Annotated in this window: 19 protein-coding genes; all 19 read right to left on the bottom strand. The window is 54.1% G+C overall.

The genetic code is table 11. The features are described from left to right. Nucleotides 1-7: 7 nt before the first annotated feature. Nucleotides 8-835, bottom strand: coding sequence for a carbohydrate ABC transporter permease (locus tag DQG23_RS26195; RefSeq protein ID WP_113033993.1), 828 nt, complete (start codon nucleotides 833-835; stop codon nucleotides 8-10). A 122-nt stretch (nucleotides 836-957) separates the two neighbouring features. Beyond that, complete coding sequence (locus tag DQG23_RS26190; RefSeq protein ID WP_113033992.1) at nucleotides 958-1,830, bottom strand: carbohydrate ABC transporter permease; 873 nt, start codon at nucleotides 1,828-1,830, stop codon at nucleotides 958-960. Then, complete coding sequence (locus tag DQG23_RS26185; protein ID WP_113033991.1) at nucleotides 1,830-2,906, bottom strand: ABC transporter ATP-binding protein; 1,077 nt, start codon at nucleotides 2,904-2,906, stop codon at nucleotides 1,830-1,832. The genes DQG23_RS26190 and DQG23_RS26185 overlap by 1 nt, the downstream gene beginning before the upstream one ends. A gap of 32 nt (nucleotides 2,907-2,938) precedes the next feature. Further along, nucleotides 2,939-3,775: a metallophosphoesterase family protein gene (locus DQG23_RS26180; protein ID WP_113033990.1), complete on the bottom strand. Its 837-nt coding sequence runs from the start codon at nucleotides 3,773-3,775 to the stop codon at nucleotides 2,939-2,941. Nucleotides 3,776-3,856: 81 nt separating this feature from the next. Beyond that, nucleotides 3,857-4,675 (bottom strand): HAD-IIA family hydrolase, encoded by an 819-nt coding sequence (locus DQG23_RS26175; RefSeq protein ID WP_113033989.1) that lies wholly within the window; start codon nucleotides 4,673-4,675, stop codon nucleotides 3,857-3,859. A gap of 174 nt (nucleotides 4,676-4,849) precedes the next feature. Then, nucleotides 4,850-5,386, bottom strand: coding sequence for a glycerol-3-phosphate responsive antiterminator (locus tag DQG23_RS26170; protein ID WP_113033988.1), 537 nt, complete (start codon nucleotides 5,384-5,386; stop codon nucleotides 4,850-4,852). 319 nt (nucleotides 5,387-5,705) lie between these two features. Next, nucleotides 5,706-7,835 carry a beta-galactosidase trimerization domain-containing protein gene (locus DQG23_RS26165; protein WP_113033987.1) on the bottom strand — a complete coding sequence of 710 codons (2,130 nt, stop codon included), beginning with the start codon at nucleotides 7,833-7,835 and terminating at the stop codon, nucleotides 5,706-5,708. A 942-nt stretch (nucleotides 7,836-8,777) separates the two neighbouring features. Continuing rightward, entirely contained in the window at nucleotides 8,778-9,902 is a 1,125-nt protein-coding gene (locus tag DQG23_RS26160; protein ID WP_113033986.1) for an aminotransferase class V-fold PLP-dependent enzyme, read from the bottom strand. Nucleotides 9,903-9,949: 47 nt separating this feature from the next. Further along, complete coding sequence (locus DQG23_RS41895; RefSeq protein WP_146762384.1) at nucleotides 9,950-10,138, bottom strand: hypothetical protein; 189 nt, start codon at nucleotides 10,136-10,138, stop codon at nucleotides 9,950-9,952. Between the two features lie 182 nt (nucleotides 10,139-10,320). Then, on the bottom strand, nucleotides 10,321-11,205 hold the full coding sequence (locus DQG23_RS26150; RefSeq protein ID WP_113033984.1) for a carbohydrate ABC transporter permease: 885 nt from the start codon (nucleotides 11,203-11,205) through the stop codon (nucleotides 10,321-10,323). Between the two features lie 27 nt (nucleotides 11,206-11,232). Next, nucleotides 11,233-12,090 (bottom strand): ABC transporter permease, encoded by an 858-nt coding sequence (locus DQG23_RS26145; RefSeq protein ID WP_113034004.1) that lies wholly within the window; start codon nucleotides 12,088-12,090, stop codon nucleotides 11,233-11,235. A 136-nt stretch (nucleotides 12,091-12,226) separates the two neighbouring features. After that, nucleotides 12,227-13,912: an extracellular solute-binding protein gene (locus DQG23_RS26140; RefSeq protein ID WP_113033983.1), complete on the bottom strand. Its 1,686-nt coding sequence runs from the start codon at nucleotides 13,910-13,912 to the stop codon at nucleotides 12,227-12,229. Nucleotides 13,913-14,113: 201 nt separating this feature from the next. Then, nucleotides 14,114-16,477 carry a hypothetical protein gene (locus DQG23_RS26135; protein ID WP_113033982.1) on the bottom strand — a complete coding sequence of 788 codons (2,364 nt, stop codon included), beginning with the start codon at nucleotides 16,475-16,477 and terminating at the stop codon, nucleotides 14,114-14,116. Between the two features lie 272 nt (nucleotides 16,478-16,749). Beyond that, nucleotides 16,750-17,454 carry a GntR family transcriptional regulator gene (locus DQG23_RS26125; RefSeq protein ID WP_113033980.1) on the bottom strand — a complete coding sequence of 235 codons (705 nt, stop codon included), beginning with the start codon at nucleotides 17,452-17,454 and terminating at the stop codon, nucleotides 16,750-16,752. An 889-nt stretch (nucleotides 17,455-18,343) separates the two neighbouring features. Then, nucleotides 18,344-23,134: a DUF4838 domain-containing protein gene (locus tag DQG23_RS26120; protein WP_158560696.1), complete on the bottom strand. Its 4,791-nt coding sequence runs from the start codon at nucleotides 23,132-23,134 to the stop codon at nucleotides 18,344-18,346. A 320-nt stretch (nucleotides 23,135-23,454) separates the two neighbouring features. Beyond that, nucleotides 23,455-24,294, bottom strand: coding sequence for an AraC family transcriptional regulator (locus tag DQG23_RS26115; RefSeq protein ID WP_113033978.1), 840 nt, complete (start codon nucleotides 24,292-24,294; stop codon nucleotides 23,455-23,457). A gap of 184 nt (nucleotides 24,295-24,478) precedes the next feature. Next, the gene (locus DQG23_RS26110) at nucleotides 24,479-25,090 is read right to left on the bottom strand and encodes an SOS response-associated peptidase (RefSeq protein WP_113033977.1); all 612 of its coding nucleotides are present in this window, start codon (nucleotides 25,088-25,090) and stop codon (nucleotides 24,479-24,481) included. A gap of 301 nt (nucleotides 25,091-25,391) precedes the next feature. Next, nucleotides 25,392-25,550 (bottom strand): hypothetical protein, encoded by a 159-nt coding sequence (locus DQG23_RS42275; RefSeq protein WP_158560695.1) that lies wholly within the window; start codon nucleotides 25,548-25,550, stop codon nucleotides 25,392-25,394. A gap of 36 nt (nucleotides 25,551-25,586) precedes the next feature. Next, nucleotides 25,587-25,784 (bottom strand): hypothetical protein, encoded by a 198-nt coding sequence (locus tag DQG23_RS26105; RefSeq protein WP_113033976.1) that lies wholly within the window; start codon nucleotides 25,782-25,784, stop codon nucleotides 25,587-25,589. Nucleotides 25,785-26,094 lie beyond the last annotated feature (310 nt).

The following is a 26,094-nucleotide window of genomic DNA, read 5'->3' as shown; positions in this document are numbered from 1 at the left end:
TGGATTGTTATTTCACTCCGGAATAAACGAATGCTTTAATGATCTGGCGCTGCGCAATAAAAAACACGATCAAAATCGGAATGACCAGAATCAGATTGCCGGCCATCAAAATATGCCACGCGCTCCCTCCGTCCACCTCACGGATTTTGGCGATCCCGATCGGCAGTGTCCGCGCGGCGTCGGTGGTCGTCATGACAAGCGGCCAGAAATAATCGTTCCAGTGAGCGATAAAGCTGAACAAAGCAAAGGTTACCAGTGTAGGCCGGGCCATCGGCACCATGATTTTGCGGATGATCGTCCATTCGCCGGCATCGTCCAGTCTCGCCGCTTCAAGCAATTCCTCCTGAACCTGCTTGAACGTTTGTCTCAATAAGAAAATACCGAACGCGCTTGACGAGAAAGGAAGAATCAAAGCCCAAAGCGTGTTGAGCAGCCCCCACTTGCTCAGCAGCAAGTAAACCGGGAGGAAAATCAGCTGGCCGGGAATCATCAAGGTGACCATCGTCACGCCGAACAAAAAGCGGTCCCCCTTGAAACGGTATCTGGCGAACGCATAAGCCGCGAAAATAATCGTCGAAAACTGCATGACGAGAATGCCGACGGAAACGAGGACGCTGTTGATGAAATATTTCAGGAAAGGGCCGGAATTCCAGGCTTTCGCGAAATTTTCCCACTGAATGGCGTCAGGAATCCACTTCGGCGGAAAAAGAACCGTCTCGGTATACGATTTAAGCGAGGTGGAAATCATCCACACGAAAGGAATCGCGAACACGGCGACCAAGACGATCAGCCCCAATATGTTCAAGGCTTTTATAACGGGTTTAGCGATTGGCATGCTGCGCGCTCCTAACCGTTTCGCTTTGCGAAACTGACTTCGTAAATCCCGCCGCGTTGCGCTCCGGCGCGCGGTAAGGCATTAACTTAACGGCGGCCGGCTAAGTCAGCAGCGGCGTTTTCCTAGCGGTAATGAATTTTCCTGCTCAGCAATTTGAAATAGATCAGCGTAAGCAATCCGACAACCGCCAGAAGCACGACACCCGCGGCTGAGGCATAACCGATTTTGAAAAATTTGAAGCCGTATTGGTAAATGTAAAATACGAGCGTATTCGTCGAGTTGACCGGCCCGCCTTGCGTCATGATGGCGATGGTCTCGAACACTTGGAACGATCCGATCATGTTGATAATGACAAGGAAAAACAAGGTCGGAGACAGCATAGGCAGCGTGATTTTATACAGTGTTCTCCATCTGCCGGATTCGTCCAGTTCCGCAGCCTCGTACACATCCTTCGGAATGCTTTGCAGTCCGGCGATGAATACAAGCGCATTAAACCCGATTCCTTTCCATACGGCCACGAGCACAAGCGACATCAGCGAGCTTTTCGGATTGCTCAGCCATTCCAGCTTCGGCATGCCAAGCAGCTCCAGAATCCAATTCAACAAACCGAATTGCGGATCCATCAGCCACATCCATACGAGCGATACCGAAACCAAAGAAATGATATGCGGACTGAAGATCGCGCCCTGAACAAATCCGTAAAACAATCCTTTGCGATTCAGCCACAAGGCAAGCAGAAGGGAAACGGCGATCGTCAGCGATACCGTCAGCAGCGTGTAGTTAAGCGAATTGCCGAGCACCTGCAAAAACTCCCGGTTGCCGAACAGCTCCGCAAAGTTGCCGAAGCCGACAAACTCCTTAACCGGACTAATAAAGTCCCATTCATGCAGGCTCAAATAAATCATGTAAAAGATCGGATAGATAAAGAAGATCGAAAAGATAACCGTCGCGGGCGCAACCATAACATACGGGCGAAGCCGGTACCACAGAGGCATCAGGATAAACCTCCCGCAACCAAGCCGAGCACTCTTTCGCCTTCCGCTTCCCGCCTTCTGGCCCCGCTGCGGTCAAAGTAATACAAGTCGGAATACGGCACCGATATATGGACGTCCGCCGTATGCTCGAGAGGTTTGAGAAAGCTTTTGACATAAAGCGGGCCTGCTTTGGACTCCAGCCGATAAATGATTTCCGCGCCCAGCGTTTCCCTAGTAACGATTCTAGCGGGAATATGGAGACAGTCCGGCTTCGCCTCTTGGGCGATAACCGCCTTTTCCGGTCTGAAGCCGGCATAAAACCGTTCGTCGCTTACTCTGCTGCCCGGCATTCCTTCCAAATCGGCGTATTTGACAATATTCATAGCGGGCGTACCGATAAATTGGGCGGTAAACACATTGGCCGGATCGTTGTAAATGTTCATCGGACTGTCCGCCTGCAACACCCGGCCTTTATCCATAATGATGATCTGATCGCCCATGGACATCGCCTCTACTTGATCGTGAGTGACGAAAATAAAGGTCGCTCCCAGACGTTTATGCAGCTGAATCAGCTCGGTTCTCATCTGATTTCTCAGCTTCGCGTCGAGATTGGATAACGGCTCATCCATCAGAAATACAGCCGGACTTTTGACCATCGCTCTGGCGAGCGCCACGCGCTGCCTTTGTCCGCCGGATAACGCCTGCGGCTTCTTATTCAGATAGTCCGAGAGTCCGACGATTTCCGTGATTTCGGCGATCAGGCGCTCACGTTCCGGCTTCGGTACTTTGCGGTTTTTCAGTCCGAATTCGATGTTTTCCTTGACCGTCATCATCGGATACAGCGCATAGTTTTGGAACACCATGGCCACGCCGCGTTTACCGGGCACCACATTGTTCACGCAGCGGTCGCCGATCCAAATTTCTCCGCCCGTTTGTTGCTCCAGGCCGGCAATCATTCGTAAAGTCGTCGACTTGCCGCAGCCCGAAGGGCCGACCAGGACGGTAAACGAGCCGTCTTTGATCGTCAAATTCAAATCCTTTACGACGCTTTCCTGACCGTAGCTTTTCTCGATATGCTTCAAATTGATTTGCGCCAACGATCTCACCTCGGCTTTCGGTTTACTGAAGCTTATTTGACGGATTCCATCATATCGGCAAACAAATTTCGATCCGAGTCTTCTCCATGCGCCTCCGGTGTAGGTGCGAAACCCGGCATCTTCGTATGGAACAACGCGATATGCTCGGCAAGATCCGCTTCCTCGAGCAAAACGAGGCCGATTTTCACCTTGCCGTTCTCCAGCTCCACCGTACGATAAGCGGGAATATCCAAACATGCGGCTGTCTGCACGTAATGCCAATTTTCCTGGCGGACGATCGAATTCACATGATTATGGCCGCAGAAGAAAAAGCCGGGACCTTTCTTACGATGCAAAACTGCCTTCATATCGATGTCCGGATGAATCGAAAGCTTCTCCATCGTCGAACGCGCGGTGGTGCCGTAAACCGGATGATGAGCGAAAACGAACGCCGGTTTTTCGCCGGACTGGTCGAGCTGAATTTGCAGCCATTCCAGCTGTTCGGCATCCATCTCGCCGCCCCAGTCTTCCCGGTTCATTTCCTTGGTCGTATCGAGAAAAATCAGCGACGCCTCGTCCGTATGGATCGCCCGGTAGCGCTGCTGGCCGGTGATTGCCAAAATTTCGGCTTTTGGAATCGAATAGGCGTCATGATTGCCAAGCACGTGGATAAAGCTGCGCCCGCCGGCCCCGATCTTTTGGAAGACGCTGCCGAGTTCTTCGGGATATCCTTCGTGCGTAAGGTCTCCCAGGGAAATATGATAATCCGCATCCATATTCAAAAATGCATCGAGCATTACGGTATACGCGTTATCTCTCGCATCAAGCATCTCCTCGGTGCCGTTCTCCATCCGCGAATAATGAAAATCTCCCATTAGAACGAATCGCATAATCGCAAACCTCCCGTTTTTTGGTTTTCATTTTGGCATCGTCCGACTTTTCAAAAATGGTTCCGCAAACCGGTTCGCTTTTTATTTGCCGCTAACGGCGCGATCACGCTCCCATAATTCCCGATAAATTTCGCCCAGCGTGGCGATTACGAAATCGGGGGTGATAGTATCCCTGCCGATGTCATCGGCGGAAGCGATGCCGGTCAGTACCAATGCGGTTCTCATGCCGCTGTTTAAGCCGAGAAGGATGTCCGTTTCCAACCGGTCACCGACCATTAAGCACTTTTCGCTCGGAATCCCCAGACTTTGGAGCGCTTTTTGGGCATAATAGGAGGACGGCTTTCCGATCACCATATACGCTTCGGATTGGCCGGCCGTCTCAAGCGCTTTGACCAGCGACCACGTGTCGGGAATGACGCCGTCCGTTGCGGGACAAACCGGATCCGGATTCGCTGCGACCAGCTTCGCGCCCCGGCGAATCGCCTTCATGCCGAGATTGAGCTTGTCATAAGAAAAGTTCCGGTCCATCCCGACCAGCACATGCGTGGCCGCCAGCGGCTCCTCCGTAATCCGGACGCCGAACTGCCGCAATTCCTCCTCCATAGCCGGCTCGCCGAGCAAATAAACTGCGGCATCGGGAGCGTTCTCGCGAAAATACATGCCGGAAACGTAAATGGCCGTCATGATTTCCTCCAATTCGCACGGAAGCCCCAGCCGTTCCAGCCGTTTTTGGCAGTCAAGGCGCGTCTGTACCGACGTATTCGTCAGGAACATAATTTTTTTACGCCTGCTGCGCAGCTCCGCGATCGTCTCTTGAACGCCCGGCAGAAGCGTATCGCCCACAAATATGGTTCCGTCCAAATCAAAGCAGTAAGCGTCAAACGATGTTAAATCCGTCATGTGCGTTCTCCCTGGTCATTGATGGCTAAGCGGCTAAATACGGCAAAACGTTTCCATGCAGCACAAAAAAACCAGCAGCAGAAATCACTCCTTTTCCCTCAAAGAATGTTGATTACTGACCGCCGGGTTTTCTCATCGTCTCCACCCAAAGGATCTATATTTAATTAAGTGCGTTTACCAAAACCTCACATCGCCTATCGAAACGTAATCCGCGCCGCTTGCGAGCGCCTGTTTGATTTCCTCGTCATGCCTGATCAACCCGCCGACAATGAGAGGCTGTTTGATTTTCTCCTTCATCTCTTGAATGATCCTCGGCATCAGTCCGGGCATAAGCTCCACTTCGTCGGGATTGCATGTCTTGATCATGCGGATGGCCGTATCCACAGCGGCGGAATCGATCGCAAAAATGCGCTGAATGCTCGCCAGCCCCGCCTGTTTGGCGGCCGCGACGGCATTGCTTTTGGTCGTCACAATTCCGTCGACTTTAAAAACCTCAGCCAAATATTGAATGGCCGATGCATCTCTTCCGATTCCGCCCACCATTTCGATGTGAACGTACACTTTCTTCCCGGCATCATGCAGCTGCCCGATAATTTGCTTCAAATTGGTGATCGTCCCGGTCATCAAATTGACCCTCTGTACGCCGCTCGTAAGCGCCTTGGCGATCTGATCGTCATCCGTAATGGAGGCAATAACAGGATATCGGTTCAATGCGCAACCCCTCTTCCAGTTGAATTACCTCTTTTAGAGTAGGGGATATTTATTAACGCAGTATCAAACGCATGTGAAGGTTTTATAAAGTGCCATGAGCTTTAACTTATTCCCTTACCGGATTTCGAAAACTTGCGCGCCGCCATCGCCGGACAATTCCGGACGCCGCCATCCACAGACTCACCTCCTATCTGGAGGGACACGGATACCGATCGTCCCGCTGCTCCCTTAACACGCTTCCACGTTATACTTTCTGATAAACTCAAAAAGCCTCCAAAGAGCCGCATAAAGCTGGCTCGGAGGCTAGGCAAAATGTCAATTATTTGGCGTAGCTTATGACGCATAAAGCGTACGTCTCCAGCTTCGGCACCTCGAACTTGATGCAGTCGCCGTCGACCGTAAAAGTCAAAGGCTGCTGGGGCGAAGCAAGCTTTACTCCGGAAGGAACGCGGCCGTTCATTCTCACTTTGACGGGGGTCCGGTATACGGGAATGTTCGGCAGCTCCTTCTGAAAGTTCAAAAGATGGAGCAAATACCGCTCCTCATCCGCATCGTGGAACAGCGTCAGCTCGACGGACTTGGGCGCTTCGGCTTCGAAGGAGAACGGCCGGGCTGCCAGAGAACGAATAAGCCCGGCGAAGACGGCTCGGTGCTCGCCTGAATCGACGGCTTCCAGATTGCCTGCGGCGTATAGGCATTTCCCGGCGCCGTACTCATTTTCGACGATGGAAGGATGCCCGGTCTCCTTTCCTGGCGGGTTGCTGATCGCGGAGGCGCACTTGGACGCATCGTCAGGACGCGTGTACGGCAAAACGAGCTGCGCAATAACGGAGCTGCCGGGCCGCGCTTCCGTTTTCAGCTGCGTACCAAGCAGCGTCAGCGGCGTCAGCGCGGAATACCGCAGAAATCGTGCATCCCCTTCGCTAACAGGAGCCGCGTAAGTGACGGTTTCCCCGGTTTCGCTAAACGCATCCGCTCCGAAAACGTCCGCCAGCATAAAATTTGTGCGGCGATTGCCTTCTTTATCGATGAGCGAGCTGCCTTTGCTGGCGTACAGGCTGCCGCCTGCGCGAACAAACTGCCGGATCGCCTCCGCTTCCTCTTCATCCATCATTGCCAGGTTTGGGAGCACGAGCACCTGATACCGCGACAGCTCGCCGAGATTTTTACGCGTTATTACCCCGTACGGAATATGATGCTCGATTAGTCCTTTGGCGGCGTTCATAGCGTTTTTCATAAACGATTTCTCGATTTGCGTTTCCATAACGGACTTGCCGTTGTCCGCGAGCTCGATTTCCGACTCGAAGTTCATATAGATGGCTACGTCCTGGCATGACTCGGCATCCGGACGGAAATACGGGGCGTAAGGCTCAAGCTCGCGGTAGACGCCGCCGATCGCCTCGTACACGCTCGGGTCCATCGTACCCGCCGGATCGATCGCATCGATAACGAGAAATGCGCTATGGTTGGAAAGCGCCGCGTAGGCGTGCGCCCGCAGCAGCTCCGGCGATTTCATCGTCGTATGATGCGTCAGGTCCGGACTGCGCGACGTCATGAACTCGAACGGCTTGTTTTCGGTCAAGTGATACAAAGCCTTGCAGGTGAACGACTGAAAAAGCGCATCGCCGTAAAAATCGCCGCTCGTATAATCCGTTTGCCGGAAAAAGGCGTTCGTCAGCCCGTTCTGCCACCCGACCGTCCAGGAGGCGCATTGATGGCCGACCGACATGTCCGGGCGAATGGTTTTGACCGCGGCCGTAATGGCTTCGGCGAATTCCGCGATCCACCGCTCCCGGGCGCGCTGCAGCCGGATCCAATCCGGATCATGCCAATCGACCCGCCGCGGCAGCTCTTGACCCGACTCCTCGAGATACCGCTTGCGGCAATAGCCGCAGTAGCAAACAGAGTAAGGCCAATGGATCATGTCGATCCATACGCCCTGCGCGTCGTACCTGGAGACCAAATCCTCCACCTGCCGGATGAGAAAATCGCGGTACGGCGAGTTCAGACAGCACACGCCGTACCGCCCGGGCTGCCATAAATAATCGGCGGTGCCTTCCCCTTTGGCGGAGACGAACCGCCACTCCGGATGCGTATCGTACGCCCATTTGGACCAAAAATTATAGTAGAGAATGACGTTGATATCTTTTTCCCGGCAGCGCTCGGTCATTTCACCGATGAAATCCCGTCCCTGCAGTCCGTCATGCATATGGCCGTAAGGCGTAGGCCAATAGCAAATGCCGAGGCACGATCCGGTATATACCATGGCCGTGTCGACCCTCGCCTGCTCGAGCAGCTCCACATACCGCTCGGCATCAAGCTTGGCGAGGAAATCCGGATGCCAGTCGGGAATATGCATATCGAGCAGATGACGTCGAAAGCTTGTTTTGTACCAAGGCTTCGCAGGTTTAATAGGCTTAATTGGCTTTAAGTCCTGATCTTCCCTCATTGACGCCTTTCCTCCTTCTTACGGACGCGTGTCGTCAGCTTAACCGCTCCCCCCGCATCTTCCTCACCTATCGCGACTCCTTGCCGATCTCTTGGGGCGTTTTCGCGACATGCCGCTTCCCCGCGATATGTTACCCTTACTGCTCCTATGCCGCCATGATGAACCGGCACATCCCATTCTTCTCCCCGCCTTCGAACGAGCCGCTCCTGCTATTCGATTTTGCCCAATTGGAGCAGTCGCATCACCCTTATCTGCCTCTCCAGTCCGAAAAAAACCACTTACAGAGCGGTTTTTAACATCCCCCCGTGAAAAACCTCTCTCCAAGCGGGTAAAATCGGACTCCAACGCAACACCGCGCTTTCTCCATATCTCCAAGCGGGTAAAATCGGACTCCAGCTCAACACAGCATTGTCTCCAGCTCTCCAAGCGGGCAAAATCGGACTCCAGCTCAACCTCCCGGCTTTCTCGGCAACCCTCACGATCAAAATCGCCGAAAACCCATCTTCTGGAGGAAAAATGAGGCAAAGGTTACTATCAGTGAGGCAAACTTCACTATTTCACACCGAAAACTCGGTTTTTGATGAGATAATGAGGCAAACGAAACGAATAGTGAGGCAAAGGAAATTGATAGTGGTGTTTGCCTCATTAAAGGGCGAGAACGAGCATTTTACCGGTGGAATAGTGAGGACAGCCTCATAAACAATAACGTTTTCTCCACTAAGCGCACGGTTCGTGCATAACCATTACGATATCCGCGTCTGCTTTCGTAACCAGGTTATCAATCCCTAGTTTAAACTTGATGGGGTAATAGTAGACTTTCAACGCTTAAACTAGGGATTACGTTTCGTAGCATGGCACCAGTTTACCAGCTAATGTCAGTTATCCGAATCCCTAGTTCTAAACTTGATGGCGTACTCGGTTGAATGACTCCCTATCCTCAGCTCAGACGCCCGAAGACGGAGGCAGCGCGGTCAGCAGCCGCTCGAGGTCCTCGCTGTCATTGAACAGGTGAATCGATACTCGTAAACGGCCGTCTCCGCCCCATACATAAATGCTTTGCTTGCGAAGCTCGTTCGCCAGCTCGTCTCCGCGCTCCGATACGATGCAGATGTTGCCCGCCCGGCGCTCCGGCTCGTCGGGTGTCATCGTTTCGTAGCCAAGGTGCCGCAGCCCTTCGATAAGCTTGCCGCCCAGCTCGAGAACATGCTCTGCAATCCTGTCCGTTCCTATGCCCAAGATCACCTTGGTAGAAGCCTCAAGCGCATAAAGCGTCGGGTAGCTCGGATAACCCGTTTCGAAGCGTCTTGCGTCCGGCAGGAAGTCGAACGACTCGAAACGGTTCTGGCCGAACATATCCTGCACTCCCCGCCAGCCTAGCGACCTCGGCATAAAATCCGCCATCCGCCGCGGATTGACGGCCAGTATCCCGGCACCGTGCGTAGCCAGCAGCCATTTGTAGGAGCTGCAAACGACGATGTCGGCCTCATTCATATCGACGGGTACGACGCCGAGCGATTGCGTCGCATCGAGCAGCAGAAGAGTACCGGTCTGCTTGAGCCTGTCATACAAGCTCCGGTAATCAAGACGGGCGCCGGAAAAATAACTGACATGGCTCGTCATCACGAGCCGGGTACGGCCGTCCACCTCCGCCAGCACATCTTCTGGCGTTACCTCCCACCGGTTATGGCGCACGATACGCACCGACACACCCCTGTCCTTGAGCAGCAGCCAAGGAAGCACGCCTGCAGGAAACTCCAGCGTATGAATCACGACATTGTCGCCAGGCCGGAAGTCGACCGCTCCGGCAATCATCGAGATCATTTCCGAGCTGTTGGATAAAAATGCGATATTTTCAGGGCTTCCGCCGAGCAAAGCGGCGACGTTCTTCTTGCAATCCGCCTCAATCAAGGCATTATGCTCCCTGCCTCCCGGTCCCAGCGCGCGAAACTCCAGATACCTCTGCACGGCGTCCGCGCTCTCCTTCAACACCGGCGTTTCCGCTCCGCTGTAAAACCAGGCGCAGTCGTTCAATCCGATGAAAGCTTGCTTTCCGATGAGCGATCGCATGGCTATTCACTCCTTCGTCCCGGAATTCGTTTACGGAGAATGATGCGTCAGCCCATCTGCCAGAAAGCATCCCCGTGCGGTCCATACAACATGCCGCCATTCCCTTCCGCGCCATCCCTCATTCCCAGCTCCTGTTTGCCCCTCAGCACCATCGGCCGTCCTCCGTCCCATTCCCCCGACTCCTCCCGCCGAGCCTTGCACCCGCTACTCTCGCCGTGCCGTCCGCCTTCCCTCATTCCGGCTCCTTCCGCCATGCCGCGACATCGGCCGTCCACCATCCCTCATTCCCAGCTCGTGTTCGCCCCTCAGCGCCATCGGCCGTCCGCCATCCCTCATTCCCAGCTCCTGTTCGCCCCTCAGCGCCATCGGCCGTCCGTCATCCCTCACCCCGGGCTCCTCCTGCCACACCCTGCACCCGCTACTCCTTCACGCTGCCGAGCACAATGCCTTTCATGAAATATTTTTGCAGGAACGGATAAACGACAAGCACGGGCAGCGCGCCCAAAATAATTTCCGCCGCTTTGATCGTCCGGTCCGAAATCACCTTCAGGCTCTTCAGCTCCTCTTCGCCGAGCGCCGTAAAATCCTTCTGGATCACGACCGTCTGCAAATAGCTTTGCAGCGGATAATGCGCGGGCGAGTTCATCAGGATGAGGCCGTCGAACCAAGCGTTCCAATGGCCGACGACGGTAAACAGCATGATCGTGGCAAGCGCCGGCACGGACAGCGGAACGATGATTCTGACGAGCGTCGAGAGATGGCCGGCCCCGTCGATAAACGCCGCTTCCTCCAGCTCCTTCGGGATGCCGCGAAAAAAATTTAAGAGCAGAATGACGCTGAACACCGGCACTGCGCCGGGAAGGACAAGCGCCCATATCGTATCCAGCAGGCCTGTCGCGCGAATGATCATGTACCAGGGGATAAGCCCCCCGCCGAACAAAATTGTCAGAACGAAAAACCAGGCGTACCACGTCCTTGGACGGAACCTGCTAGTCTCCTTCGCCAAAGGATAGGCGGTCAGAATCGTAAGCAGCATGTTGACGAAGGTGCCTAGCAGCACCCTTTTGACGGAAATAAGGAATGCGTCGGTAAATTTGCCTGTGCTCAGCACGAACTCGTACGATTTGGTATTAAAATCGACCGGCCACAGCTTCACCACTCCCGCCGTCGCCGCCGAGTTGGAGCTGAACGAAATCGCCAGAACGTGTATGAGCGGCAGCACGCAGGCGACGGAAAGCAATATCAACAGCGTATAGTTAAATACGTTAAACCATTTTCGCGAAAAGGAAGCGGCATGAATCACCGTTCTCCCCCCTCTCCCTAGTTATCCTCAAAAGATCCGGTAATTCGCCAAACGGTACGCCAAAAAGTATGCCGTAGAAATAAAGAACAGCGAAACGACCGATTTCAGCAGCCCGATTGCCGTCGCCGGGCCGTATTGGGCGGCAATCAGCCCCATCCGGTATACGTACGTGTCGATAATGTCGCCGCTTTCGTAAACCTGCGGGCTGTATAAATTAAACACCTGCTCGAAGCCGGCGTTGAGAATGCTCCCCAGACTGAGCGTAGCCATCAGCACGATGATCGGTCGCATGCCGGGAAGCGTAATGTGCCATGTTTGCCGCAGCCGTCCCGCCCCATCCACGACCGCCGCCTCGTACAACGTAGGATTGATGCCCGTCAGCGCAGCCAAATAAACGATCGTGCTGAAGCCGAATTCCTTCCATTCGTTCGATCCGACCAACACGTATGGAAACCAGTTGTTATCCCCTAAGAAATAAATCGGCTTTATGCCGAACCACCCCAGGAAAGCGTTGAAAATACCCTGCGAAGGCGACAAAATATCGATCAGCACGCCGCCGAGAATAACCCAGGATAAAAAATGCGGCAAATAAATTAGCGTCTGCACGCCTCTTCTAATGAAGGTTTTGCTTACTTCGTTCAGCAGCAAGGCGATCAGCACCGGCACCGTAAGGCCTGCGACGATTTTCATCGATGCGATAAACACCGTATTCCAAAGCACCTCAAGCGTATCGGGCAAGCCGAAGACGTATTTGAAGTTTTTCAGTCCGACCCATTGCGAATCGAAAAAGCCTTTGACCGGCACATATTTCTGAAACGCGATTACGATCCCGAACATCGGACCGTAGCTGTAGATCAACACGATGATGACCGCCGGCAGCAGCATCAAATGCAGCGGGAGATTCGCCACCGCTCTCCTTCTCACAAGGAACACCCCTTCCGTAAAACGGTTGATCCGGAGGATTCAGCCGCCACTTTGGAAGAAGGGGAAAAGCAGCGCTTCTCCCCTCCATCCAAAGTCGTCATTTGTTTTTGGCGTACCAGTCGTTTACTTCCTTCGTGATTTCATCGCCGCCGTTTTTCTTCCAGTCCTCGACGAACTTGTCGAATTGGTCGATCGACGCCGTGCCGAGTATAATTTTGGTGAACAGCTCGTTTTTCATCTTGTCGAGCGCCGGTCCCTTCTCGACCTGCGCGGGCAGCGGAGACGTAATAAACTCGTTGGCAATGTACTGGTTGTTTTGCCGGTACTGATCGGTCACGCCCATCGAGCCGTCCTTGCCGAAGATCGAGTTCCAGCCCCATGAGCTGTTATCCCCGCCCAGAAATTTCTGGATGTTGTTATAAACGCCCTTGTCGTCGCCGGTCAAGTTGGACGTATCTTTCGTTTCCAGTGCCTTGGTCACCTTGATCTTCTGATCGGCGTTTTTGAACGCCTTGTAGACGGCGATTGCGTTCATCTGCCAAATTTCCACGTTGCCGTCGTTCACGTATTTTTTGTAAATATCGTCTTCTTTGTTGTCGTAGAACGTTTTGATCCAGAAGTCGATCATTTTGAACAGCGCTTCCGGCTGCTTGACGCCTTTCTTCACGACCCAATAACCGACGACGCCCAGATCGGTTTGGTTTTTCGGCTGCTGGCCGTCCGCAGAGACGACCGGGAACGCCTTCCATTCCATCGCCGGATCATTATCCTTGCCCGATTGCAGCGGATACAGGCCGCTGTAAGGCGAGTTGTACATGAGTCCGATTTTGCCGTTTACGATCGACTCCGCGACCTTCGCGAACGCCTTCGTCCCGAATTCGGGATCGATTTGACCCTGCTTCGTCATATCCTGCAGCTTCTGCAGCGCCGTCTTCATGGCGGGCTGGATCGTGCTGTACACAAGCTTGCCGGAGGCGTCCTTCAGCCAAATATCCCGGTAAGCGCCATAGCCGTTGAAGAAGCCGGTCAGCGTGACAAAATCTTTGTCGAGCGCTAACCCGAACGTATCGTTCTTGCCGTTGCCGTCAGGATCCTGGGCTGTGAACGCGGCGCTTATTTTCAGCACGTCGTCCATCGTTTTCGGCTCGGGCAGGTTCAGCTTTTTCAGCCAATCCATGCGCACCCAGATCATTTGCGAGCCTTCCCTAGGCACTCCCGTCCACGGAATCGCCATCAGCTTGCCGTCGACGGTAGCGGATTTGAGCGGTTGGTCGCCGCCCTCCGTGAGCACCTTCTTCACGCTGTCCGGTGCCTTGGCATAGGCTTCCGTCATATCCGCCAGCAGGCCGGCCTCCACCAGCTGCTTGAACTGAACGCCGTTAGCCAGGAAGAAATCCGGAATGTCGCCCGAAGCGATCATTAGGTTCGTTTTCTGCTCCCACTGCGTCGGATCGACGGTCCACAAATATTTCAGCTTGATGCCGAACTCGCTTTCATATGCGCGCGTCCACGGGTTATTGTCGGCCGAATCGCCTGCCGCATATTTGACTGTCGGCAGCACTTTGCCCACTGTCGTGAGCGTAATCGGCGGGTTATATTTGTTCGTATTGGCGGGCGCGGCCGATGCGGAAGCGGCGGGACTTGCGCTTGCCTTCGGCTCCTGCGAAGCCGATGCGGAAGGGCTTGCGCTCGTTTTCGGCTCCTCGGCGGTTTTGCTGCAGGCGGACAGCACCGGAAGCAGCACAAGCACGAAGGCGATCATGATCATCCATCCACGTTTCATGATAAACAACTCCTCCTCAATTCCGAATGAAGATGCAGAGTCGAATCGGTAAAACCTGACCTTCCGATCGTTATTCCCCCTTTGCCTCTTTCCTTGGATATAGTCAAACCCCGCCGCTGCAAAATGCCGCTTCCCGCGCCCCCCTTACGGCGCCGTGCAACGAAAATCCGCACCGTCCGCTGCGCACTCCGCTTTCCGGGATCAGCCTATCGCCGCCCGCTTGACTTCCTCCTCCATAATTGCGATTTTGGCGTCGATCATGCGTAAACTCGAAGGGTATTTGCCGTCGACTCTAAGGGCCAGATCGAGCCAAGGCGATTCGACGAACAGCCGCCTCGCGTTTTTGGCGTTATCCAGCTCGGACTCGGCGATTTCGAGCATCCGCGCCGTATTGCCGTTTTCCTTAGCGGACAAAAACGTAAAGGTGTTCACCGTCGACTGAAACGTCCGATAAATAAGCTCGCAAAGCTGCTGCTCCTCGGCCAGCGCGGTACGGAGTGTCTCGTCGGACGGTTCCGGCAGAGCCGCCAAAATATCCATCGCTTCCTTCGCCGCAGCAAGCGCCCGCTCGAACTCGCTCATGAACACCGTGAAATACGCCTCTTCGTCGTCCGCTTTCAAAATGCCGCGTATCCGGCTGTACGGGATTTGTTCCATCACTAGCGAGTGCTTAATCTCGCTGACCGTACGGGAGAAGGTCTCCTCGTTCTCCTGGAGGAAATACAGGAGCGCCTGAAATTCGTCCCGCTTCTCCGGCTCATCGCCGAAAAACAGCGGATGCGCCGGGCCGATAAACTCCGGTCCCGTAAAATACGTTGGAATATAGGGAAAACGGGAGGCGGCTTCGCTGAATCGTTCCCACACGCGGATCATCGCCGGGCCAAGCTCGCCGAAATCGCGCGACGCCATAGCGGCTATCGCTTCTTCCGCCGGCTTCTCCGGATGCCACGAAGCCCACCAGCCGAGCTCCTCCGCCCGCGAGCCGAACATGCCGTAAAACATCCACGACTGCAGCACGCCCGACGGCTTCATCGATGCGACATTGCGCCATTTGTCCGCCAGCCTCTGCAGGCTCGGAAAGTAAGGATACTGAATGCATTCCAGGCCCAGCGCGGTTTCCGTTTTGACAAACAGCTTCATGCCCCGGCGGTTTAAGATATCGGACTGCTTCAGCAAATTGTCGGCAGGCCCCGTGTAATCGATGCTGTAATCCCAAATCAGCTTGCGGTAGCCTTCCTTCTGCGCCCATTGATCCTTGTCGATCGTGTTCAGCAGCGATACCTGCTCATCCATCCGCTCCAGCAGTCCGAGCTGCGCGGGATCTTCCGACCAGATAAAGGCGCTGTACGGCCATGCCATGACCGGAACGTCAGGCCGCTCCCGGTGAACCGCCTCCGCAGTCGCCTTCAGCAGGCCGTTGACCGTGTCCTCCGCCGTAAATGCCGCGCATCGCGGACAATTCGTTTTCTGCCCGGCCGGAAGGCCGCTTTTGTCCGGCCGCATGTAGCAGTGATAATACGATTCGCCGCCGATAATGAGCCCGAGACCGCCGAGCTGCGGCACTTCCTTGAATAAATTCGCCAGAACTTCGCCGTGAAACGCCAGCGTTTCGTCATGCGACGAGCACAGATTATGGATCGGTTTGGCGTCTTTTTTCAGACCGGGATGAATTTTCGCCCCTCTAGCCTCCGGCACCCTTCGGAAGAGCGGATGGTCATTAGCCAGCTTCGGACTGACGGGTACGTAAAACAGCTGAACGCCGTATTTTATCGCCCGCTCTGCCGCATCCCTCAATACCGCGATATTATGATCGTAATCCGGGCAGTTCAGCTCCGGATACGTTTCGCTTTTTACGTAAAGCAGCCAATCTCCGTAAATGGTCATCCCGTTCACGCCGTAATGGGCCAGCAAACGAAACGCGTCGTCGGATAAATATTCCTGCGAGAGGTCGGGCACCAGGTAATTCGAGCCGAACGGCGCTTGGCTGATTTGCATCCGCCAGGACGGCTGTCTGACAAGATCGCCTACGGGCAGCACAGGCTCCCCTCTTACGGCAAGCTCCCGCTCGGTGTATACGACGCCCGCCCAAATGCCGCGCATATCGGCCGCCGACAGCTGAACGCCGCTTGCGCCGACCGACCGGTGGAAGCTTCCTGCCGGCAGTGAGCCATCGATCCGCAGCGTTATCCGTCCGGACGCCGAGTCGCTCGCACGGTCCCCGCTTATCCGTCTGGACGCCGGTTCGCTCTCCCGGTCCCAGCTTAACTCCCCGGACGCCGGATTGCTTATGCGATCGCCGCTTTGCAGACCGGGTACTGGGTCGCTTGTGCCGATTCCGCTTAGCCGCAAAAATTCGAGCAGATCGTCGGCGGCTTCCCGCAATCCAGGGAAAACGCTTTCAACACTGACGCTCCAGCTGCCCGAAAGCTTCAGCTCTTCATCGCTTGCTTCGGCCTCGCCGTTCAGCTTGCGGATGAACCGGTGAGGATTTCTCCTGCTTTTGTGCAGCTCGTTGTTGTTCGTTTGCAGCAGCCGCTCCCGAATCAAGAGCGAATTGTGCATCATTACGGCTCACTCTCCTTTAAACAAGGTAGTCAAGAATAAACGGCTTCGCCGTCCTTTAAGGACAGGCGCGTATACCGTGAATCGAACAATCCGCGGAGATATACTTTCTGAGATTTTCAAAAAGCCCCTTTTGGATAACGATTGAAAAGCGGCGTTTTTAAACATGTACGTATACGAGATTGTTTCATGAAGCCATCTTATGTACCGATTGTTTTACGATGGTGCAGGATACGCTAGGCGGTGTCTTCTAGCCATGCATTCAACTCTACCATTTACAGCCAAGTGCCTTCCTTGAACTCTGAGCTGTCCACCGCCTTCAGTTCGGCAAATTCCAGATAGGAACGGTGAATATGTCTGCGCATCACCCGCTCCGCTTCGTCCGCATCGCGGCCCACAAGCGCCTCGATCAGCTCGCCATGCTGCTCTACCTCCTTCGCTTTGGTCGATTTTTTGCCCAAAATCCGATTGACGAGCACAATCTGGAACGAAATCGATTTGTACATGGACGTCAATCGCTCATGCTGGGACAGCTTGATAATCGTCTGATGAATATATTGCGATTCCTGAAGCAGAGATGTGATCGAATCGTCATCCAGCTTCGCCTTCATTTCTTGGTGGAACGCCTGCAGATGTCCGATATCTTCTTCCGTGGCGTTGAATGTCGCCAGCCGGATCGCAAACCCTTCCAATACGGCGCGCAGCGAATAAATTTCGAATACGTCCTGCATGCGGAAGTCGCGCACCATCGGCCCTTTGTTCGTGACGATCGTAATGATGCCCTCGCCTGAAAGCTGACGGATCGCTTCGCGTACGGGCGTCTGGCTAATCCCCAGCTCCTTGGCCAGCTTCGTCTCCACGATCCGGTTGCCCGGGTTGAGCTCGCCGTTCAAAATCTGCTGCTTGATCAGCTCGACGATCTCTTCGCTAATATTTTTGTTGCCGATAATCGATTGTTTCGTCACCGTGTCCTTCTTCATGCAAAGACCTCATTCCATGAATAATGTTAGATGATTGGCGTGTCGCTTACCCATGCTTCATCCTATGCACTCTATATAATCGATATTCCATTATCCATTATATGCCAATGGCAGCACATCTCCGTACCGTCACTTACTTGATTCTTGCAATACTAATCGTGGATAAACGCAGCTATTGAAAAGCTTCGCCGAAACCGCAAACAGAAGAAGGACATCACCTTGGATCCAGAAATTGTTGGTTACCACACCACAATATCCGAATTAAGGAGATGCCCTTGACACTGAAAAATAAATCTCGTTACTGCGCTTGTCGTCTGTGACGGCCAATCCTATGCCTTGAATTTCAAGAGGGCAGCATCAAGAGGCTTTTTTGAGCGGCCTCTCCCTGCCTGCTTATTCTACGTCCCTACTCCCAGCCTATCTTCGATCCGATACTCAAAGCCATGTATCCCCTTGTAATATTCCGGATACATTTCATTTCCGCAAGCCCCGCATATAAAGTGCAGCGGCACTTCAGGATCGCCGGCATCCATGTCGTCGAAATCTCTCACTACGCTCAGTGGGATTCTCTCATTCTTCCTGCAGCCGATACAAACAAAGTTCACCATTTCCTGGTCCGGCCGCTGCTTGCACTCGCTTTGATTTTTGATCGGTTTTCTTATCCTCCATATCGGTGAGATTGCACATCCTCCTCTCCTGCGATTGCACCTTTGCTCCCCTTATAATCGACTGACGCTAAACGTACCTTCCCTTTCTCTCACCTCCCTTTCACCTTATACCGCCAATGAAGAGGCAGGATGGTGAACATCGCACAATATGGGATTGCCGAAGAAAAAAAAGAAAACCATACACGAGGGGAAGTCGCATATGGTTGGTTAGTTCCTGTCCTTTAATTATCCGCCAAGGACAACCCGGACGGTACGCCGTACACGTTCACATCGTCGATGTAGATCGTTTCCCCGGGAGCGAACTCCCTTTGCTCCACCGACAGCTGGACGATCTTTAAGCGCGCCTTGATGTTATCGGGTATCGCTTCCGCAAGCTGAAACGGCAGCCATTCCCCCTTCAAGTCCGCTACGTTTACGAAGGGCGACGCCAGATAGCCGATTTCCGTCCAGCTCTCGTCGAACAATCTCATCGTAAATCGCACCTTGCCGTTGGTATTGCCCGGTTCTGCATAATAATAACCGCCGGCAAAGATGGAATCGATCGGACCGGTTAAGTATACTTCATGGAGAATCGAGCCGAGCGAAATGCCCTTGGCGGCTATGCTGACCGCGCCTGTTCTCGACTTCGTATCCGTCCGGTAAGCAGCCTCATCCGGCGTACGATTATCGTTGTTGTACCAATAGCCCCAATGCTCGGTGCCGATCGGGCTCGCCGCCAAAGCATCCTCGAAGGACGTGTTTCTGCCCAACGGCGTTGCGGATGACGGCAAAACCGTAAACGGCGCCGCATTTGCCGCTGCGGAATTGCGATATTTGACCGTGTAAACGACCGATTGCGCCGTTTCCGTCGCCGGTATTACAGGTAATGTCAGCGTCGCGGTCAAATTAGCCGCATTCCAGCTTACGGATGACGGAACGACGGACAGGGCCTCGCCGTTTCCAATCTTCTGCGTTATCGTAAAGTCGCTCACGCCAGGCGTCTGATTCGGCTCATCGCTTAACAGCGCGACGATCGAGCCGTTTTCCGCCGATGCTTTCACAGCCGAGATTTGCCCGCTCGTCACCCCTTTCAGAACGACATCGTCGACATAGACGGTTTCTCCTGCGGCGAAGCCCCTATGCTCGATAAGCAGTTGAATGATTTTCAACCGGTCCTTGGCGCTTTCCGGAACCGCTTCGACGAGCCGGATAGGCGACCATTGTCCCTCCGTTCCGGACACGATTTTATCGTTGGAAGCGATCGAACCGATAAAGTTCCAACTCTCATCAAACAAGTTCATCGTAATGCGGAGCCTTCCGCTGCTGTTCGAACCCGGCGGCGTATAGTAATAGGCAGTGGCGGCAAGGAAGTCCATCGGCTCCTGCACGCGGATCTCCTGCGTAATCGAACCAAGCGTAATGCCCTTCGCCGCAATGCTGTAGCTACCTGTTCTTGCAACCGAATCCGTACGGGCGGCTACTTCGTCCGGAGGACGATTTTCGTTGCCGTACCAGAAGCCGTAGCTTTTCGATTGAATCGGACTGGAGCCGTCAAACTCCTCGAACGATACGTTGGTGTTCAGCGGCTTCATTTTGCCCGGGTACTGGAGTAAAAATTCGGCATACAACCCGACAGGCGAATTTCCTTCCGAGTCCGCGATTTGGCGCAAATGCCCGCGAATCGGACTGTTTGCCGGCTCGCCGGCGATCCACTGCAGCAGGAATGCCGTGTTGCCTTGCCCCGACCACGTCATACCCTGATCGACCGCTCCCCTTATCGGATGCACAAGTATCGGATCCGTTTCGAATTCGTCGATGAGCTGCTGCCGTTTCTCCGCCAAAGCGGCCGGATTTTTGGCTTCCCTGCGGATCAACTCGTCCATCAGCTGCAGCGCTTCCGCCGTATCCGCAGGCACTTCCATCTCCCGGGCGATCGGATAGCTCAATGCGGACGCTTCATAATATTCGAAGCTTCGCAGCAGCAGCTGCGCGCGTGCGAGCTGCTCCGGCGTTCCGGCCTTTTGCACGACGGATTCCAGAAGCTGACGGCTCGTTTCGATATCGTCCACCGTTACGTCGGTCAAATAGGCGGCACTGTTAAACGGCATAAAGTTATATCTCGGGTTGGAGTTATACCATGTGGAGTACCAATCCGTCTGAAAGCTTCGCGTCATCCAAAACTGCTCCCAATGGTCGTAATACTGCTTCAAATCGGCGGCGGCTTCCTCACCGACTGCACGTTCGTACCATTCTTGCGCAAGCGCCTCCTCATCCTGGTCCGGATTCCATAGCAGCTTCATCGTCAGCCACGGCTTCGGTCCTTCCCCGAAATTCGGGTACAGCTCGGCAAAATAACCGATGACCCCCTTCTCCTTCGCATACCGCAAATAGTCCGCCATTTGATGATTGAAAATGCGCGGTACCACATACGGGGAACCCCAAATGTAGTCGTACCAAGCGACCTGTTCCGCGGATTGCATCCACTTATCCATCAACTGCTTGCCTTCCTGCTCCCGCCGCGGATCCGCCCACGAGAAACGCTCGTCGGTAATGTTCGGAATAACGCGAGGATTCAGCTTGAAGGAAGGCGGATCGAAAACCTCGGCATACGCGAGCAAGCCGAAATATTTATCCGGGTACACCTGAAGCACGCCTTCCGCCACTTTGTTCACCCAGTCGTAATAAATGTCCGACATATCGGGCACGCCGAGCGAATTGATCTTGTCGGTCGTTTCGCAGAAACCGCCGCCATTGGCATCTCCGTCGATAACGCCGAGCGAATACGATATTTTATCGGGGTTCTCGTCAAAGTACGCGATAATGTTCGCTACCGCCTCTTCGACGATTCCGGGAGCGGTGAAGCAAGGCTGCCAGCCCATATTCAGAGCCGGAATGCGCGGCTGTCCGTCTTTATGCGGGAAAAACTCGGGATGCGTCGTTAAATATTCGGATGGCGGAAACAGTCTATACAAGTTATGGTGAAAATTAATCGCCGAATTGTTGCGGTTTTTCTTCGCCCAATCGAGCTGGATGCTGCTGATCGTTTCGTCCGCAGTTCGCGTATGGTAACCCATAAACCCGACGACGTCGCGGGAAATCATCGCCGGCTGCTCCCTTACCACGGTTGAAGGTATCGACAGCGAGGAAAGTGCCGGCACGTCTTCACCCGCTTCGCCGGGCATCAGCCACCGCACGCCGACGTAACGCTCCAGAAAATCATACACGCCGAACTCTGTGCCAAGGGGACTGGGCCCGGCAATCGTAATGCTGCCGCCGTACGGGCTGATGACGAACCCGTCCTTGGACAGGCCTGTCAGCCGGTCGGCGAACGCCGGGTCGCTGTCCGTTCCCGCTGCGCCGACATAAAGCTTCACAGCTGCGGCAGCCGAACCGCTTACAGCAAGCTCATCTTCCGTCATGATCGGCAAAATGGCCCCTGTCGACTTACGAACATAGTCGACCAGCGTTTCTGCGATGCCGCGAAGCTCGCCGTTATCGCCGGAGGGGACCAGCACGACCGCATCCGCCTGGCCATTTTCGACGATCGTCAGCGGACCGGCGGACGGCGTCGGGCTCGGCGACGACGTGCCGCCGTTCGTCGGACTCGGTGTCGGCGTCCCTCCGCTCGTCGGGCTCGGCGACGATGAACCGCCCGGCGAGCCCGCTTCGGACTTGCTTTTCGGCTGCTTCTCGAACGTCGAGTCCTTCGCTTTCCCGCTTAACGCCGCCGACTCGATCGTTCCTTGGCCGAGCACTTTTATGACGGCGTCGGCAATCAGCGAGAGGATGGCCGATGTATCGCCGATATTCAGTTCGACGCCTGTCGCCCCGGCGGACACATTCATCTGCTTTACCGTTCCTTTTGCCAATTCGGCCTTTATGCCGCCGGCTAAAACATCCACCGTACCGATCGTTCCTTGCAGAACGATTCGGGCTCCGGAAGGGAGCGCTTCGTTCAGCTCCACCTTTTCGAATCCGCCGCCTTCCTCCCCGGCATGCTCCAGGATGACGGAAGATTTGACGATAACCGAGGCTACAACAGTCGAGCCTTCGGCTGCAATCCGAACGGTACCGGAAGCTTTATCGACAACTAAGCTGAAAATAACGCTGTTGTCGAAGTGAACGCTGTTCTCCCCTCCGCCTCGTACGGTGGTCGTACCTGCGACTTTCACATTTTTCAGCCGAACGTCGCCTTCTCCGATCGCTTCATCCAATAGCATCGCTCCGCTAACGCTCATATTGCGAAGCGTAACGCCCGGCGCGCGAACGGCTACGTTGCCGGAAACCGCCAGAGTCCCCGTTTCCGGTCCGTATGTACCTGCCCGATCGTAAACGAGAGGAGCGCCCGACTTCAGCGCACGGTCGATCGTCACGATCGCTTCCGCGCGCGAAATGAAAGCATCCGCCCGGAAGCTGCCATCGCCGTAGCCCTCCATCCATCGACTGCCGACGACATCCGCAACCGCCGTTCGGCTCCATTCCGCAATAAGGCCGGCATCGGTAAACGGTTCCGCGTTTTCGCCAGCTTCCGCCTGATTCGGCTTAAACAGACGGGCTATGATAACCGCCGCCTCCTGACGGCTGATCTGCCGATCCGCACCAATCGTGCCATTGCCATAGCCTTCCATATATCCCGCGCGTAAAGCTTTGGACGCTTCCGCGTAGGTCCAATCCCCCTGCTTCACATCGGTGAATTCGAGCGGCATCGTTTCCCCGTACCCGAACAACCGGTTGACGAGTGCCATAAATTCGCCTCGCGAGATCGATTCGTCAGGCTTCACCTTACCGTCCGGATACCCTGTCAGCAGTCCGCCACCCCACCACTCGGCCAACTGTTTTTCCGCCCAATGACCGGTGACATCGCCCGGAAGTACCTTTTCCCCAGGCAGGTCGGCACTCGGCGCTCCCGCCTGCAGAACGGCCTCATTCCCGGCTTCCCCCTGTTCGCCGTGCGATAAAACAGGGAATGTAAATAGAAGAGATCCTGTTAACGCCAATGAAATAAACTTCCGCAACCATCGTTTCTTGTTCATGGCTTTGCTCCTCCTAAAGCATGACGTATGCATTACTTCGCATAATGTAAGCGCTTTCTTTAATGCAAACAGCGATTCATTCGTTCGTCTCCTCCTTCAGCCGCTCGCCCGTTAATACCGGCAATCCTTTCGCATCGAGCGCCTTCGCGCCGCTCGCAGCTCCCGGCGCGCGGCGTTTCGCTGCATGACGCCGGTCAGTCGGCCAGTCGTCGCTTAGACTTCATGAATTCACTGCTACAAGTTCAGGTTACATCCGATAGCGGGAATTGGAAATATGGTGAAATGAAACCGAATAGGAAAAAAAGAAACCGGGCGAGCCCCTAAGCCAAAGGAGGGCTGCCATGATGCAGCAATTTGAACTGCTCGGGCGTGATCCCTTCCAATTTTCGAAATGTTGCGACAAAGTGGCTGGCATCGTAAAACCCGACGTTTTCGGCCACTTGCTTCACCGCTATGTGCGGATCGGAAGCGAGCATGTTTTTGGCTTTCGAAATACGGAGCTGAATCAGATAGGCGTACGGACTCGTACCATGCAGGGTTCGAAACAACGTGTTCATATATTGCGGACTGACGGCAATACGGCTCGCCATTTGTTCCAAGCCGATAGAGGAGTCCTGGTAATGATCGTTCAGCCATTCGAGCAGCGGCTGCATTTTCGTATTATGAGTAAACTGCGAAGATTTGCTTTCATTTTGCGAGAACGCTTTCAGATAGGTGAGAAACCGATACAGCTGGGTCGATCCGTCCAGTCCCGGCGTTGTCTCGTTAGCGAACATTCGTGTCATCCGTATCATCCATTTATCCAAAGGGGCGCCCGGCTGCCACGTATAAGCGGACGGAGAAGCCAAGCCGAAGGAGGCGAGAAGCGCCTGCGCCTGCGATCCGCCGAACGTTACCCATGCGGTACGCCATTTAGGCGTAACCGCCTCATATTGACGCGGTACGTTAGGCGGTAAAAGAACGCCGGTATGCGGAGGCATGCGGAAGCTTTGGCCGGCCGCTTGAAATCTGCCTTCCCCCTCCGTCGTTTGCAGCCAATGGTAGAACGGGTAGCCGTTGGGCCAATTGACGTTTTCCTGCTCGTGGAATCCGATACTGTCTATGTATAGCGGAAGCATTTTTTCGTGCTTCAGTACAATGAAATAACGGAGCATGTCCATATGCAACCCATTCCTTTGCCCGGCGGTAATTTCCTTTCATTATACACCAACATCTTTATCCCATTGCAGATTTGCGCCTCTACCGCAATAAATGCTAAACGTCTTTGACGATTTCAAAAAAAAGATGCCGCCGGAAGCTTAGCTAACGGTGACATCCTTTTTATTCACTCCCTTATATGTGTCCCTAGTGCACCGGTACCTTGCGCATCTGCGGAACGAACTGGTCGAGGTTAACCGGAGTCATAAGCGATTGCACGCGATCCTTGTCGTTAAACGACGGATCGAGCCATTTTTCCACATCGCTCTCCCGAAGCACGACCGGCATCCGGTTGCCCGACGAATCCCTGCGATCCGGATAGGTCAGCATGGTGCAAGCGCGGAATTCTTCGCCCGACGGGCTTACCCATACTTCATACAGGCCGGCCAAGCCGAAAGCCTTGCCTTCTTCCTTCGTAAAGCAGGGCTCCTCTCTGACTTTGGCCTTACTCTCGGCTTCCTTCGATTTACCGAAAAATCCGCTGCAAGGAATGACGCACCGCTGCTTACGGATCATCCGGTCGTAGACCGGCTTCTCGCCGATCGAATCGCCGTCCGCGCAAATCGCGTCGGACGCCCAGAAGGGCATCAATCCCCAGCGAAACTCGTCCAGCAGCCGTTCGCGATCCTTGGAAACAATCGCAAAAACCGTATTAACCGGCGTCATGTCCTCCCGCTTCCGGTAGGAAAGCACCTTGTCAATCCGAAATTGCTCGACCAGCTCGTCCACTTCGGTATCAAGAGTAAATCGCTCGCACATGAATTAGGACCATCCTTTGCATACTTTTTTGCTTACAGTATTTGCAAAGGGATAAATTTCATGCATGGCCGAAAACGCATAATAAAAGGCCGCCCACTCTCATCTGAGGGACAGCCGCTGAACGAAGCTGATATAGGTTGTTCAAATCATATGGAGCCGAAACGCCGACTTTTTTTGAACACCGCTAATTGGGAAAATCCGTTTTCACTCCGAACCGTTACGGCTGTTCTGGAGACACCGAGCTTGCCGCTCCGTGCAGATGACCAAATCTATCGTAGGCCGCAAAAACTCTTGCACCCTGCTACTTGTTCACAATCGCGTAGAAAACAATGCCGATCGCAAGCGCAACAACACAAACCGTGGCGCATGCCGACACCACTTTGAAAAACGTGCTGTACTTATCCGGACCGCCCGGAGCATGGCCGTTCCCTTCTCCCGGAGGCGACTTGTACGTATTCATGTTCTCAACCTCCTTCAGTGACGCATATTCATGCCGCTATTTGCCCTTTTCGCCCGTTCGGTAAACGATCAGGATCGTGCTTCTTTGATGCTCGGTCTTCATCGGAGTTCCTTTCACGACGGAGCCGTAACAAACGTTGATCACCTGATCCTCGCCAAGCCCCGCCAAAAACTCGTTCGCCTTATTCTCCGCAAAGGAAGTGTCCGTATCGACAAACTCTTTCACCTGGATCATATAATCTCTCCTCTAGAAATGGTTTAGTCTTGCAGCTAACCGACTCTTACTCGATACTACGAAACAACCCTCCCTCAGGTAACAGCCCTAAATGTAACATTAAATGTCAAAAGTTATTAAAAATAGAGCAAGGCACCCCGCTTTTATTTAAGCGGAATGCCTATTTACAGTTACCATATCATTGAAAGCGGAAAGTGTCAAATCGCTTCGTTTTTCCCTACCCAAAAACGCCCGATTCGAGGAATAACAGCTGCTGTCGGGCTCTATAAGCGCTCCAGAAAAAAATTGGATATCCTCTTATAAAATCGGC

Origin of the sequence: Paenibacillus contaminans (assembly GCF_003285015.1) — a bacterium.
GTDB lineage: Bacteria > Bacillota > Bacilli > Paenibacillales > NBRC-103111 > Paenibacillus_V > Paenibacillus_V contaminans.
The sequence above is the reverse complement of the archived record's forward strand: the minus strand, read 5'-3'. Positions and strand labels throughout refer to the sequence as shown.

Coding starts and splice junctions, on each gene's coding strand:
- DQG23_RS26115 (WP_113033978.1), bottom strand. CDS start 24,294: ATGGACATGCTCCGTTATTTCATTGTACTGAAGCACGAAAAAATGCTT.
- DQG23_RS26105 (WP_113033976.1), bottom strand. CDS start 25,784: ATGATCCAGGTGAAAGAGTTTGTCGATACGGACACTTCCTTTGCGGAG.
- DQG23_RS26145 (WP_113034004.1), bottom strand. CDS start 12,090: ATGCTGCTGCCGGCGGTCATCATCGTGTTGATCTACAGCTACGGTCCG.
- DQG23_RS26175 (WP_113033989.1), bottom strand. CDS start 4,675: ATGACGGATTTAACATCGTTTGACGCTTACTGCTTTGATTTGGACGGA.
- DQG23_RS26165 (WP_113033987.1), bottom strand. CDS start 7,835: ATGAGGGAAGATCAGGACTTAAAGCCAATTAAGCCTATTAAACCTGCG.
- DQG23_RS41895 (WP_146762384.1), bottom strand. CDS start 10,138: ATGAGGGAAGGCGGACGGCACGGCGAGAGTAGCGGGTGCAAGGCTCGG.
- DQG23_RS26190 (WP_113033992.1), bottom strand. CDS start 1,830: ATGCCTCTGTGGTACCGGCTTCGCCCGTATGTTATGGTTGCGCCCGCG.
- DQG23_RS26195 (WP_113033993.1), bottom strand. CDS start 835: ATGCCAATCGCTAAACCCGTTATAAAAGCCTTGAACATATTGGGGCTG.
- DQG23_RS26125 (WP_113033980.1), bottom strand. CDS start 17,454: ATGAAGAAGGACACGGTGACGAAACAATCGATTATCGGCAACAAAAAT.
- DQG23_RS26135 (WP_113033982.1), bottom strand. CDS start 16,477: ATGATGCACAATTCGCTCTTGATTCGGGAGCGGCTGCTGCAAACGAAC.
- DQG23_RS26110 (WP_113033977.1), bottom strand. CDS start 25,090: ATGTGCGAGCGATTTACTCTTGATACCGAAGTGGACGAGCTGGTCGAG.
- DQG23_RS26140 (WP_113033983.1), bottom strand. CDS start 13,912: ATGAAACGTGGATGGATGATCATGATCGCCTTCGTGCTTGTGCTGCTT.
- DQG23_RS26120 (WP_158560696.1), bottom strand. CDS start 23,134: ATGAACAAGAAACGATGGTTGCGGAAGTTTATTTCATTGGCGTTAACA.
- DQG23_RS42275 (WP_158560695.1), bottom strand. CDS start 25,550: ATGAATACGTACAAGTCGCCTCCGGGAGAAGGGAACGGCCATGCTCCG.
- DQG23_RS26180 (WP_113033990.1), bottom strand. CDS start 3,775: ATGCGATTCGTTCTAATGGGAGATTTTCATTATTCGCGGATGGAGAAC.
- DQG23_RS26160 (WP_113033986.1), bottom strand. CDS start 9,902: ATGCGATCGCTCATCGGAAAGCAAGCTTTCATCGGATTGAACGACTGC.